Genomic DNA, 12,139 nt, shown 5'->3' with positions numbered 1-12,139 from the left:
TGGGCGATCTACCGTTCGAAGGTTCGAGGGCAGACCTTAGTGACCTTCTTGTGATCAGTTCAAATCCTCAGGTGTAAAAACTCACCCAGTGGTCACAATCTTTACTTACATCACACTGGCAGTAATGGCCAATTGACGGTGCGTTTCCCGAATTCGGGCATTACGCCGAGACGTCACTAGACGCGCGAAAGCCTCTTCAGCAACAAGGCGGACGCAACGGGCCTCGCGCCCGACTTGGCGACACCGTCGGCCACTTCACGGTCGGTCGAGGCCACCACGACGGGACGCCCCGGCGGTTCCGCCCGTACGAGCTGCCTGATGAGCTCGTCGGCCGTCACGCCCGGCTTGCTGAACAGCACCCGCACTCCGCGCGGCGGTGCGAGCAGCACCGGCGCCACCAGTTCCGCCCCGTCGAAGACGCACGTCACTTCGGCGCCCGTCTGCGCCGCGAGCATCGAGAGGCCGCCGAGGAGCCTCAGCCGCTGCTTGTCGAGCGGCATCTGCGGATAGCCCGTCTTGGTGACGTTGTAGCCGTCCACGACCAGATGACACTGCGGCAGTTCGAGCAGCTGGTCGAGCAGCGCCGGGTCGGTCTCGGAAAGCGCCCTGGCCGCGATGTCCTTGGGGGTCATACGTCCGGGCTCGACGGCGTCCACCGTGTCGGCGGGATGCACGGAGGCGGGCGGCAGGGCCAGTTCGCGACGCAGCCCCTGGGCGGCGTCCAGCACCGTGTCGAGCAGCAGCCGCACTCGCATGTCCTCGATGCTGCGGCCCTCGCGCACCGCCCTGCGGCTCGCCTCGACGGACGCCTCCGCCTCACCGAGCCGGGCCCGCAGCCGCCGGGCCTCGCTCTCGGCGGCGGTGACCCGGGCGGCGGCGTCGGACTTGAGCATCTCGGTCTCGGCGTTCGTACGGCGCAGGGCGGCCTCGCCGCGCTTCACGTCACTGAGGGCGCTGCGCAGCTTGCGGCTGAGCACGTCGGCCTCCTTGCGGGCGGCCTCCAGCTCCGTGCGCAGCCGTTCGGTCTCGCTCTTCGTCTGCTCGCGCGCGTGCGCGAGCTCCTCGCGCAGCCGCTCCAGCTCGCGCTGGGCGGCCTCGTCGGCCCGCTCGATGTCCGCCCGCAGGGCCTCCTCGCCTGCGGCGGCCACCAGCTTGACCCAGCCGACGGGACGCAGGACGTACGCAGCGGCCGCCACGTCGACGGGATCGGCGGCGGCCGGTGGCGCGCCCGACTCCAGGGCGCGGGCCAGCTCGGGCTGCGCCTCGCGCAGCCGCTCGCTGATGCGCTGACGGAACAGCGAGTCACCCTCCAGCGCGGCGGCCATCGCGTTGCCCGCGAACTTGGCGCGCCGGGAGGGCGTAAAACGGGCGTACTGCCTCAGCTGGGAGGGGAGTTCCGCGACGGTGAGCCCGCCGAAGGCGTCCGAGACCAGTGCGACGACCTTGTGCCGTACGCCTTCGGGCAGCGGGCGGTCGAGCACCTCGGCGGCGTCCCCGGCCGGCCCGGCCGGTTCAGCGCCGCTTGCATGCTCCACAATCCGTCACCCCACTACTTTCGGGCCGGTCCTCTCAGGAGCCGGCGCCCGGCCTGTCCACCAGTTCGATCTGGTCCACCGCGTTGCACCAGCGGCAGCGCACCGACTCGATGGTCTCACTGACCACCTCGCGTTCCTCGACCTTCGGCTCTCCGGCCAGGTCGAGATGGACGTACTCGATCACCTTCGACGAGCGGGTGACATCGAAACGTGTGAGGTTGCCGCACAGGGCGCAGCGCCACCGGGTCTGGGCAGTCGGCAGGGGAACTGTCGTCATCGTGCGTCCTCTTTCGTCGTGCCTACTGCCCGTAACCCTACGGCCTCACGGGTACCCCCTGCGGCGGACTGTCCACGCTCCGGGACGGGGTCCGGCGAGGCACTCCGTCCCGGCCGGTCCTGTTACGGGATGATCTGGCCGTGATCAATTGGCGCGAAGCGGCCCGGGGCCCCGTGGTGACGTACGGCGCGATCGGCCTCTGCTGCCTGATCTTCGCCATCGGCCCCCTCTCGGGACTCCATCCGGTGTACGGCACGGGCGACATCCTCCTCGCCGTACAGAGCGCCTACTTCGAACGCTGGGGCGTGATCCCGAGCGAGCTGCTGAGCGGCGACCCGTCCAGGCTCGTCACCCCGCTCACCGCCCTGTTCGTGCACGGCAGCTGGCTCCATCTGCTGGGCAACATGCTCTTCCTGTTCGTCTTCGGGGCGATGGCCGAGCAACGCATGGGCCGCCTGCAGTTCGCCCTGTTCTACGTCGGCTGCGGCTACCTCGCACTCGTCACGTACGCCGTCGCCCATGCCGAGTCCGAACAGACGCTGGTGGGGGCCTCGGGAGCGATCTCGGCGGTGCTCGGCGCCTTCCTCTTCCTCTTCCCCCGGGCGCGGGTCACGAGCCTGTTCCCCTTCCTTCTCTTCCTGCCGCTGCGCTTCCCCGCCTGGATCGTGCTGATCTTCTGGTTCGCCCTGCAATGGCTGGCGGCGCAGCGTGCGGGTTCGGGTCCCGGGGTGGCGTATCTCGCGCACGTGGCGGGGTTCTGCGCGGGCTTCCTCTACGCATGGGGGCGTAGTCGGCGTACGGCTAGAGTGAGGACCTCAGCGCCGGCCACCGAGGGAGAAAGCCAACCGTGATCACCGCGATCGTGCTCATCAAGACCAGCGTGGACCGGATCCCCGAGATCGCCGAGTCGATCGCCGCGCTGGACAGCGTCAGCGAGGTCTTCTCGGTCACCGGTACATACGACCTGATCGCCATGGTCCGCGTGGCCAGGCACGACGACCTGGCGGATGTCATCCCCGGCCGGATCAGCAAGATCCCCGGAGTCGAGGGCACCGACACGCATGTCGCGTTCCGTACGTACTCGCAGCACGACCTGGAAGCGGCCTTCGCGATCGGCCTCGACGCGTAGCCCGTCCCGGCGCGCACGTGGGATCCCACGGGGCGGCGCCGGGGGCAGGCGGCCGCGGGCGGTGGCGACGCGAGCGCGGGCCGTTCAGACCGCCGGGACGCAACGGCCTTCCTCGGTGCGGTAGTTCCACTTCGCACCGTCCTTGACGAGCTCCTTGACGGCGCCCACGAAACGCTCGACGTGCTCGTCGGGCGTACCGGCGCCGAAGCTCACGCGGATCGCGTTCAGCGAGCGCTCACCCGGCTCGGCCTCCGGCGCGCCGCACTCGCCCGGCTCCTGCGGTTCGCTGCCGAGCAGAGTGCGGACCAGCGGGTGGGCGCAGAACAGTCCGTCCCGTACGCCGATTCCGTACTCGGCGGAGAGCGCGGCCGCGAAGTGCGAGCTGTTCCAGCCCTCGACGACGAAGGAGATGACGCCGACACGCGCGGCGTCGTCCCCGAAGAGCGAGAGCACCCTCACCGCGTCGACCTCGGCCAGGCCCTCCAGCACCTTCGTCACGAGCCGCTGCTCGCGCTCGACCAGGGAGTCGAAGCCGGCCTCGGTGAGCGCCTTGCAGGCGGAGGCGATCGCGTACACGCCGATGACGTTGGGCGAACCGGCCTCGTGGCGGGCGGCCGTGGTGTGCCACTCGACGTCCACGCCGCCGTCGGCGCGGCGGGCGACCTTGCGCGAGGCGCCGCCGCCCGCGAGGTACGGCTCGGCGCTCTGCAGCCAGTCGGCGCGGCCCGCGAGCACGCCGGAGCCGAACGGCGCGTAGAGCTTGTGCCCGGAGAAGGCGACCCAGTCGACGTCGAGCTCGGCGATGTCCAGCGGGTGGTGCGGGGCGAGCTGCGCCGCGTCGAGCACGATCCGCGCGCCGTGGGCGTGCGCGGCGGCGGCGAGCTCCTTCACCGGCCACAGCTCCCCGGTGACGTTCGACGCGCCGGTGACGCACACCAGGGCGGGGCCGTAGGGATCGCGCTCGGCCAGCGCGCGCTCCAGGGTCTCGACGGCCTGGGCCGGAGTGCGGGGCGCGTTCAGGAAGTTGACCCGCGCGTCACGCCACGGCAGCAGCGAGGCGTGGTGCTCGGTCTCGAAGACGAAGACCTTGCAGTCGGCGGGGAGCGCGGCGGCCAGCAGGTTGAGCGAGTCGGTCGTGGAGCGGGTGAAGACGACCTGGTCGCCCTCTCGGCAGCCGAGGAACTCGGCGACGGTGGCACGGCTGTTCTCGAAGAGGTCCGTCGACAGTTGCGAGAGGTACCCGGCGCCGCGGTGCACGCTGCCGTAGTACGGCGCGTACGCCGCCACGTCGTCCCACACTCGCTGGAGGGCCGGGGCGCTGGCGGCGTAGTCGAGGGCGGCGTACGTGACCTCTCCACCGGTCACGAGCGGCACGAGGACATCTCGTCCGAGAACGGGAAGCGGCGTACAAACCGTCTGGTCGGCGGCAGCAGTGGAAACAGACATGGCGAACTCCCGGAACAGGCAGGCGAATTCCCCGCGCCGGCGGATACGCGGCAGCGCTGGAGAAGAAGAGAAAAGGGGTGTGCGAAGAAGGGGCGTAAGGCCCTATCGCATTCGCTTGCTCACAAGGGGCTCCTTGAGGACCAGGACCCCAAGCTGTGACATTCACCGATGTCGAGGGGTCCGCGCTTGCCGTGGACCTTTCTGTCCACGACCCGGTCTTCACCCGGGGCACCCCGCCACGGACGGAGGGTTGCCGGACAGCAAGCCGGGGCCAAAACGCTGTCACTCATGACCTGCCAAGCATCCTGCCACACGATCAAGAAGACGCAAGGCGTAGTCCACTTTTTGAGACCCGAAGTGGCTTGGACCACTCCTTGCGCCATCTCACCGGCCCTCGACCGGCACTCAGCTGTTGCTGGCAGCCACCCAGCGCTCCAGCGCGGCCCTGGCCGCGCCCGAGTCGATCGACTCGGCGGCCTTGGCGATCCCTGCCGCGAGTTGCTCGTCCAGCGGGGCGTCGGACGGGTCCAGCGCCACCAGCGCCGCCGCGGTGTTCAGCAGCACCGCCTCCCGGACGGGACCGGTCTCGCCGGCCAGCAGCCGCCGCGCGACATCCGCGTTGTACGAGGCGTCCGCCCCGCGCAGCGCTTCGACGGGCACGATCTCCAGGCCCACGTCGCGCGGGTCGAAGGCCTGCTCCGTGACCGTCCCGTTCCGTACGATCCACACCCGCGAGGTCGCGGTCGTCGTCAGCTCGTCGAGGCCGTCGTCGCCACGGAAGACCAGCGCGGAATTCCCCCGTTCGGCGAGGACACCCGCCACGATGGGGGCCATCCGCGCGTCCGCGACACCGACGGCCTGCGCCTTCACCCGGGCCGGGTTCGTGAGCGGGCCGAGGATGTTGAACGTCGTCTGCGCGCCCAGCTCCTTGCGCGCCTTGGCGGCGTACCGCAGGGCGGGATGGAACTTCACCGCGAAGCAGAACGTGATGCCCGCTTCCTCCGCCACCTCGGCGACGCGCCGCGGCGTCAGCTCCAGGTTGACGCCGAGCTTCTCCAGGACGTCGGAGGCCCCGCTCGCCGACGAGGCGGCCCGGTTGCCGTGCTTGACGACCTTGGCGCCGGTGCCCGCCACGACGATCGCCGACATCGTCGAGATGTTGACCGTCTTGGCCAGATCGCCGCCCGTACCGACGATGTCGACCGTACGGCCCGGCACCTCGATGGTGTTGGCGTGCGCGTACATGGCCCGCACCAGACCGGTGACCTCGTCGACCGTCTCGCCCTTGGCCCGCAGCGCGACAGCGAAGCCGGCGATCTGGGCGTCGGTCGCCTCGCCGGTCATGATGCGGTCCATCGCCCAGGCCGTGTCGTCGGCGGAGAGGTCCTTGCCGCGCAGCAGGGCGTTCAGGACACCCGGCCAGGAGCCGGCCGCCACGCTGTCGCCGCCAACCGGGGTCACAACGTTCATGGTCCGCTCCAGGGTCCACAGCCAATAAGGATGGCTCCTACCCTATCCAGCCGGGCGGACAGCGAAGAGCCCCGTCCGACGAATGGACGGGGCTCCTGCTGTGGCGACCTTGTAGGTCGGAGATCAGTGGTGGCCGTGGCCGCTGGTGATCTCCTTGTACTCGTCGGCGGTCGGCTTGGGGATCTGGTTCCCCTCGCCGTAGTAGCCCTTGCTCAGCTTGGCGCGGAGCTTCTGGCCGCGCGTCACCTTGCGCTCGACGCCGTTCTCGTCGACCGACGGGCCGATCTCGGCCGGCGCGTACTGCTCGTGCGCCGTGAGCGTGTGCAGCTGCTGCTGGCTGAGCGGCTCGTGCACCTCGACGAACTCACCGTGCGGCAGGCGCTTGATGATGCCCGACTCGCGTCCGTGCAGCACCTTGTCCTTGTCGCGCCGCTGGAGGCCCAGGCAGATGCGCCTGGTGACGATGAACGCCAGGACCGGGCCCACGAAGTAGGAGATCCGGACGAACCACGTGATCGAGTTGATCGACAGGTGGAAGTGCGTGGCGAAGATGTCGTTACCACCACCGAGCAGCATGATCACGTAGCCGGTGATCCAGGCGACGCCCAGCGCGGTCCGGGTCGGCGCGTTGCGCGGCCGGTCCAGGATGTGGTGCTCGCGCTTGTCGCCGGTGACCCACGACTCGATGAACGGGTACACCGCGATCGCCGCGAGGACCACACCGAAGAGAGTCAGCGGGATGAACACACCCAGGGCGAGCGTGTGGCCCCAGAGGTTGATCTCCCAGCCCGGCATGACACGGATCAGGCCTTCGGCGAAGCCCATGTACCAGTCGGGCTGGGCGCCGGTGGACACCTGGTCCGGACGGTACGGGCCGAGCGCCCAGACCGGGTTGATCGTGAAGAGGCCGGCGATGACCGCGATGACACCGAAGACCAGGAAGAAGAAGCCTCCGGCCTTGGCCATGTAGACCGGCAGCAGCGGCATGCCGACGACGTTCTTGTTCGTACGGCCGGGGCCCGCGAACTGCGTGTGCTTGTGGTAGAAGACCAGGATCAGGTGCGCCACCACGAGGCCGAGCATGATGCCCGGCAGCAGCAGGATGTGGATCGAGTAGAACCGGGCCACCATGTCGTGGCCGGGGAACTCGCCGCCGAACAGGAAGAACGAGATGTACGTGCCGACGACGGGCGTCGCCAGGATCGCGCCCTGCGTGAAGCGGACACCGGTGCCGGAGAGCAGGTCGTCGGGGAGCGAGTAGCCGGTGAAACCGGTGAACATGCCCAGGACGAACAGCAGGAAGCCGAACAGCCAGTTGATCTCACGCGGCTTGCGGAACGCGCCCGTGAAGAACACGCGCATCATGTGCACGAACATCGCCGCGAGGAAGATCAGCGCGGCCCAGTGGTGGATCTGCCGGATGAGCAGACCGCCACGGACGTCGAAGCTGATCTCCAGGGTCGACGCGTAGGCCTCCGTCATCCGGATGCCCTGCATCGGCACGTACGAGCCGTGGTACACGACCTCGTTCATGCTCGGGTGGAAGAACAGCGTCAGGTACACACCCGTGAGGATGATGATGATGAAGCTGTAGAGCGCGATCTCACCCAGCATGAAGGACCAGTGGTCCGGGAAGATCTTGCGCATGTTGGCCTTGGCGAGGCTGTAGATGCCCAGCCGGCCGTCCGCCCAGTCGGCTACCCGCTCACCGGCGGGTGCCTTGCGCTTGTCGTCGGTCACGGTGCTCATCCGCGCTCCCAGAAACTAGGACCGACGGGCTCTTCGAAGTCGCTGAGCGCCTCGAGGAATCCTTCGTCATTCACACCGATCCGCAGCTGCGGGAGGGCGTGACCGGCCGGGCCGAAGATGACGCGGGCACCGTCGGAGAGGTCGAAGGTGGACTGGTGGCACGGGCAGAGCACGTGATGCGTCTGCTGCTCGTACAGGCTGATCGGGCAGCCGACGTGGGTGCAGATCTTCGAGAACGCCACGATGCCCTGGTGGGACCAGTCGAGCTCGCGCTTGTCCTTGATGTCCTCCGGCTGGAGCCGGACGATCATCAGGGCCGCCTTGGCGATCTCGTTGTTGAACTCGTGGTTGTCCTCCTCCAGGCCTTCCGGCTTGGCGAAGGTCAGCGAACCCACCGCGACGTCCTCGGGACGCAGCGGCTCGTTCGTGTTCATGTTGATGAGCTGCTTGCCCTTGCTCCACAGCGTGTGGCGGAGCTTGTCCTCGGGGAGCGGGCCCAGGTCGCGCAGCAGCACCACACCGGAGAGCGGCACCATGGCCAGCGCGCCGAACATCGTGGTGCGGATCAGCTTGCGACGGCCGATCGCGGACTCCTCGGCGCCGTCCTTGAAGTCGGCCATGACCTTGGCCTTGACCTCGGGCTCGGCCGAGATGGCGTGCCGGTCGTCGGCGACCTCCACGTCGGACATCAGGGTGCGGGCCCAGTGGACCGCGCCCGCGCCGATGCAGAAGAGCGCGAGGCCCAGGGTCACACCCAGCGAGAGGTTCAGCGCGCTCACGTGGCCGAGCGGCCAGACGTACACGATCTTCTCGACCGAGAACGCCACGAAGGAGGCGATGAAGCCGATCGTGGAAAGCATCGACAGCGTGAACAGGAGGGCGACCGTGCGCTCGGAGCGCTTGGCTGCCCGCTCGTCGATGTCCTGGATACGCGGCTTGTGGGGCGGCAGCCCCGGGTCCGCGAACGGGTCTTCCGCCACGGCTACCGCGCCGTGCGCGGTGTCCTGCTCACTGGGCAGGTTCTTCTCTGGAATCTCTTGGCTACTCATGACTTCTTGGCCTTAGCGGTGTGGGCCGCGACCCAGACGGCGACGGCGATCAACGAACCGAGACCGAAGATCCAGCCGAACAGACCCTCGCTGACGGGGCCGAGGCCACCCAGCGCGAAGCCGCCGGGGGTCTCCGTCTCCTCGCCGTTCACCGTCTTGACGTACGCGATGATGTCCTTCTTCTGCTGCTCCGGCAGCGTTGTGTCGGGGAAGGACGGCATGTTCTGCGGGCCGGTCTGCATGGCCTGGTAGAGGTGCTTCGGGCTCACGCCTTCGAGGCTCGGAGCGTACTTGCCGTTCGTCAGGGCACCGCCCTCGCCCGTGAAGTTGTGGCACTGGGCGCAGTTGGTACGGAACAGGTCGCCACCCTTGGCGATGTCCGCACCCTCAGGGCTGTACTGCTTCTCGGTCGGCGTGATCGGGCCGGCTCCGAGGGAAGCGACGTACGCGGCGAGCTGGTCGATCTCGGCCTGCGAGTAGATCCTCGGCTTCTTGGGCACCTGGGCGCCGGGCTGCTGCGCCGGCATACGGCCGGTGCCGACCTGGAAGTCCACTGCGGCCGAGCCGACGCCCACGAGGGACGGGCCGTCACTGCCGCCCTGACCGCCGGTGCCGTGGCAGCTGGAGCAGCCAGTGGCGTAGAGCCGCTTGCCCTCCTCGATGGCGAGGGACTGGGCGGTTTCATCGGCCTGGGCCTTGCCCGCGGGCGCGAACGCGGCGTACAGCCCCCCGGTGGCCGCCAGCGCGAGGAGTAGTACGACGACCGCCGCCAGCGGATGGCGTCGTCGTGCGGAGAGCTTTTTCACGGATTACCCCGGTGTCAGGATCTTCTGCGTCGATGGTGCTGGATGTGGGCCGGGTTTCGGACCCGACCTACTTGATCATGTAGATCGTGGCGAAGAGGCCGATCCAGACGACATCGACGAAGTGCCAGTAGTAGGACACGACGATGGCGGCGGTTGCCTGCTCGTGGGTGAATCTCTTGGCCGCGTATGTACGGCCGAGGACCAGCAGGAAGGCGATGAGTCCGCCCGTCACATGCAGTCCGTGGAAGCCGGTCGTCAGGTAGAACACCGAGCCGTACGGGTCGGACGAGAGCGAGAGGCCCGCGTCCTTCACCAGCTCGGTGTACTCGAGGACCTGGCCTCCGATGAAGATCGCACCCATCACGAACGTGATGATGAACCACGCCCTGAGCTTCTTCACGTCCCCGCGCTCGGCGGCGAAGACGCCGAGCTGGCAGGTGAGGGAGGAGAGCACCAGGATCGTGGTGTTCGTCGCCGAGAACGGGAAGTTCAGGTGTTCGGCCTGCTGCTTCCAGAAGTCGGGACCCGTCACCGATCGCAGGGTGAAGTACATCGCGAATAGGGCCGCGAAGAACATCAGCTCGGAACTCAGCCAGATGATGGTTCCGACGCTGGTGAGGTTCGGTCGATTGACCGACGGGTGCGCGTGCCCGGTATCTACTGTCGTTGCTGTCGCCACGACCGACATTATGTCGGTCGCTTATCCCGCCCTCACTCCCGGGGGTGCCATTCGGTGTGTCCATGCTCTGAGAAGGCCCTGTGACCTGAGCCGAACGGCCCATCGGAGGTACCGTCGAAGGCATGAACGAACCCCTGCTGACCGGCCGTCGGACGGAGTAGCATCCGCGCATCGGTTCCTGATCCAACACCGAGCCTTCGAGGGCTTTCAGATGCATGGAGGAACAATGACCGCCACGGTCCTGGTCTACAGCGACAACGCGAACACCCGCGAACAGGTGCGGCTGGCAGCGGGTCGCAGGCCCGCCGCGGACGTGCCGCCGGTCGAGTTCCTGGAGTGCGCCACACTGCCGGCCGTTCTCAAGGCGCTGGAGGAGGGCGGTGTCGACGTCTGCGTGCTGGACGGCGAGGCCACTCCCGCGGGCGGCATGGGCGTGTGCCGGCAGATCAAGGACGAGGTCTTCGACTGCCCGCCCGTGCTGCTGCTGATCGGGCGCCCGCAGGACTCCTGGCTGGCCACCTGGAGCCGCGCCGAGAGCGCCGTGACCCTCCCGGTGGACCCGGTGGAGTTCGCGGACGCCCTGGCCGCCCTGCTGCGCCGCAGGCTCGCCGTAGAGGCGTGACACCCGCGCGGGGCCCCGTCAGACCTCCGGCCGCAGCCTGGCCGCGTCGACGGGGCTTCCGCCTTCGTGCAGGCCGGCCAGCAGCGCGCTGCCCTTGCGCCACTTGTCCCAGGGCAGGTTCCAGTCGCCGAAGCCGTTGCCGAACGGATCCATCATGTTGCCCGCGCTGTTGACGACCTTGACGATGTCGCCCTCGCGGACCGTCTTGAAGAACCACGCGGCGTTGTCCGTGCTCATACCGGTGCAGCCGTGGCTGACGTTGGCGGATCCCTGCGAGCCGACCGACCAGGGCGCGGCGTGGACGTACTCGCCGCTCCAGGTGACCCGGGTCGCGTAGTAGACGGGCAGGTCGTACGAGTCGGCCGTCCCCTCGGCGATGCCGACGGTCGTACCGCGCATCCGTACGAAGTACTCCTTGCCCAGTACGACCTTGACGCCGTTGCGGGTGGAGAAACCGGGCTTGCCCGTGGTCACCGGAATGGTGTTGATCACCTTGCCGTTGCGCTTCACCGTCATCTGGTGCGAGCCGGCGTCCGTGATGGCCTCGATCCGGTCCCCGGTGGTGAGCCGCAGCGGCTTCGTGGGGCCGCCGTAGAGCCGGTCGGCCACCTTGATGCCCTCGAGGGTGCTGCGCACCGTGATCGTGGCGTTGGCGGGCCAGTACTCCTTCGGACGGAAGTGCAGTTTCTTGTCGTCCACCCAGTGCCAGGCCCCCTGCACCGCGGGCTCCGAGCGCACCTTCAGGGCCCGTTCGACGACCGCCCTGGCCGTCTCGCCCTTGACGGGGGCGCTCAGTTCGGCGGTGACGGGCTGGCCGACGCCGTACTTGCCCGTCTTGGGGCCGAAGGCGACCTTCAGGCGCTTTCTTGGGGGGACCGAGGTCTCGAAGGAGAGGGTGCGCGCGCCGGGCGCGCCGTCCTCGTCCTCGGTGGCGACCTTGACCGTGTAGCGCGCTCCGGCGGCCAGCGGGGCGGTGCTGTGCCACCGTGAGCCGTCGGCGGAGAGCTCGCCCGCCAGGTAGCGCCCCGAGGCGTCGGAGGCCGTCACGTCCGTGATCCGGCCGTCCTTGTTCCTGGCGGTGATCTCCAGCGGCTTCTCGGGATCCGCCTTCGCCGTACCCGTGTCCGCGTTGAGGGAGACCTGGTCCGCCGCGTCGTACGGCGCCGCCGAGAGCGGATGGCCGTCGCCGGATCCGCCGCACGCCGTCCCGGCTGCCGCGAGGGACGCGATCAGCAGGAGGCAGCTCAGGACCGTCCGGGGTCGAGGAGAGTGGGTCATGATCACACATTAAGAACATTTCGCGTGCACGGCGCGCCGAGAGAAGCCAAACGAGGGGCCCGCCCACCTGACGTGCAGGTGGGCGGGCCCCTCGGGCGT

12 protein-coding genes and 1 riboswitch are annotated in these 12,139 nt (G+C 68.6%); of the genes, 3 read left to right on the top strand and 9 right to left on the bottom strand.

What is annotated here, in order from left to right:
* Positions 1-176 precede the first annotated feature (176 nt).
* On the bottom strand, positions 177-1,535 hold the full coding sequence (locus ACWIHY_RS20465) for an NYN domain-containing protein (RefSeq protein WP_454377068.1): 1,359 nt from the start codon (positions 1,533-1,535) through the stop codon (positions 177-179).
* 34 nt (positions 1,536-1,569) lie between these two features.
* A complete protein-coding gene (locus tag ACWIHY_RS20460) occupies positions 1,570-1,812 on the bottom strand; it encodes a hypothetical protein (protein ID WP_454377067.1) in 243 nt (80 codons plus the stop codon).
* Positions 1,813-1,952: 140 nt separating this feature from the next.
* On the opposite strand from ACWIHY_RS20460, the gene ACWIHY_RS20455 reads away from it, so the two are divergent.
* Complete coding sequence (locus ACWIHY_RS20455) at positions 1,953-2,663, top strand: rhomboid family intramembrane serine protease (protein ID WP_454377066.1); 711 nt, start codon at positions 1,953-1,955, stop codon at positions 2,661-2,663.
* Complete coding sequence (locus tag ACWIHY_RS20450) at positions 2,660-2,941, top strand: Lrp/AsnC family transcriptional regulator (RefSeq protein ID WP_065488891.1); 282 nt, start codon at positions 2,660-2,662, stop codon at positions 2,939-2,941. Before ACWIHY_RS20455 ends, ACWIHY_RS20450 begins: the two co-directional genes overlap by 4 nt.
* 84 nt (positions 2,942-3,025) lie before the next feature.
* Here ACWIHY_RS20450 and ACWIHY_RS20445 read toward each other — a convergent pair whose 3' ends face one another.
* The 6 genes from ACWIHY_RS20445 to ctaE form a co-directional block, all read right to left on the bottom strand.
* The gene (locus ACWIHY_RS20445; RefSeq protein ID WP_454377065.1) at positions 3,026-4,387 is read right to left on the bottom strand and encodes an aminotransferase class V-fold PLP-dependent enzyme; all 1,362 of its coding nucleotides are present in this window, start codon (positions 4,385-4,387) and stop codon (positions 3,026-3,028) included.
* A 177-nt stretch (positions 4,388-4,564) separates the two neighbouring features.
* Positions 4,565-4,681: riboswitch (SAM riboswitch) on the bottom strand.
* A 111-nt stretch (positions 4,682-4,792) separates the two neighbouring features.
* Complete coding sequence (gene trpD / locus ACWIHY_RS20440) at positions 4,793-5,857, bottom strand: anthranilate phosphoribosyltransferase (protein WP_454377064.1); 1,065 nt, start codon at positions 5,855-5,857, stop codon at positions 4,793-4,795.
* Between the two features lie 123 nt (positions 5,858-5,980).
* Positions 5,981-7,606, bottom strand: coding sequence for a cytochrome bc1 complex cytochrome b subunit (gene qcrB, locus ACWIHY_RS20435; RefSeq protein WP_454377063.1), 1,626 nt, complete (start codon positions 7,604-7,606; stop codon positions 5,981-5,983).
* A complete protein-coding gene (qcrA, locus tag ACWIHY_RS20430; protein WP_454377062.1) occupies positions 7,603-8,655 on the bottom strand; it encodes a cytochrome bc1 complex Rieske iron-sulfur subunit in 1,053 nt (350 codons plus the stop codon). The genes qcrB and qcrA overlap by 4 nt, the downstream gene beginning before the upstream one ends.
* On the bottom strand, positions 8,652-9,461 hold the full coding sequence (gene qcrC / locus ACWIHY_RS20425; RefSeq protein WP_138900049.1) for a cytochrome bc1 complex diheme cytochrome c subunit: 810 nt from the start codon (positions 9,459-9,461) through the stop codon (positions 8,652-8,654). Before qcrC ends, qcrA begins: the two co-directional genes overlap by 4 nt.
* Before the next feature lie 67 nt (positions 9,462-9,528).
* Positions 9,529-10,149 (bottom strand): aa3-type cytochrome oxidase subunit III, encoded by a 621-nt coding sequence (ctaE, locus tag ACWIHY_RS20420; protein WP_138900048.1) that lies wholly within the window; start codon positions 10,147-10,149, stop codon positions 9,529-9,531.
* 217 nt (positions 10,150-10,366) lie between these two features.
* Here ctaE and ACWIHY_RS20415 point away from each other — a divergent pair, with 217 nt between their 5' ends.
* Positions 10,367-10,762 (top strand): hypothetical protein, encoded by a 396-nt coding sequence (locus tag ACWIHY_RS20415; RefSeq protein ID WP_454377061.1) that lies wholly within the window; start codon positions 10,367-10,369, stop codon positions 10,760-10,762.
* Positions 10,763-10,780: 18 nt separating this feature from the next.
* Here the strand turns inward: ACWIHY_RS20415 and ACWIHY_RS20410 are convergent, their stop codons facing one another.
* Positions 10,781-12,040 (bottom strand): Ig-like domain-containing protein, encoded by a 1,260-nt coding sequence (locus ACWIHY_RS20410; RefSeq protein ID WP_454377060.1) that lies wholly within the window; start codon positions 12,038-12,040, stop codon positions 10,781-10,783.
* Positions 12,041-12,139 lie beyond the last annotated feature (99 nt).

It is taken from the genome of Streptomyces sp. NPDC055287 (assembly GCF_053646035.1).
The sequence above is the reverse complement of the archived record's forward strand: the minus strand, read 5'-3'. Positions and strand labels throughout refer to the sequence as shown.

What these genes read in the sequence shown, in the direction of transcription:
- ACWIHY_RS20460 (WP_454377067.1), bottom strand. Translation starts at nt 1,812, where the DNA reads ATGACGACAGTTCCCCTGCCGACTGCCCAGACCCGGTGGCGCTGCGCC.
- ACWIHY_RS20445 (WP_454377065.1), bottom strand. Translation starts at nt 4,387, where the DNA reads ATGTCTGTTTCCACTGCTGCCGCCGACCAGACGGTTTGTACGCCGCTT.
- trpD (WP_454377064.1), bottom strand. Translation starts at nt 5,857, where the DNA reads ATGAACGTTGTGACCCCGGTTGGCGGCGACAGCGTGGCGGCCGGCTCC.
- qcrB (WP_454377063.1), bottom strand. Translation starts at nt 7,606, where the DNA reads ATGAGCACCGTGACCGACGACAAGCGCAAGGCACCCGCCGGTGAGCGG.
- qcrA (WP_454377062.1), bottom strand. Translation starts at nt 8,655, where the DNA reads ATGAGTAGCCAAGAGATTCCAGAGAAGAACCTGCCCAGTGAGCAGGAC.
- ctaE (WP_138900048.1), bottom strand. Translation starts at nt 10,149, where the DNA reads ATGTCGGTCGTGGCGACAGCAACGACAGTAGATACCGGGCACGCGCAC.
- ACWIHY_RS20415 (WP_454377061.1), top strand. Translation starts at nt 10,367, where the DNA reads ATGACCGCCACGGTCCTGGTCTACAGCGACAACGCGAACACCCGCGAA.
- ACWIHY_RS20410 (WP_454377060.1), bottom strand. Translation starts at nt 12,040, where the DNA reads ATGACCCACTCTCCTCGACCCCGGACGGTCCTGAGCTGCCTCCTGCTG.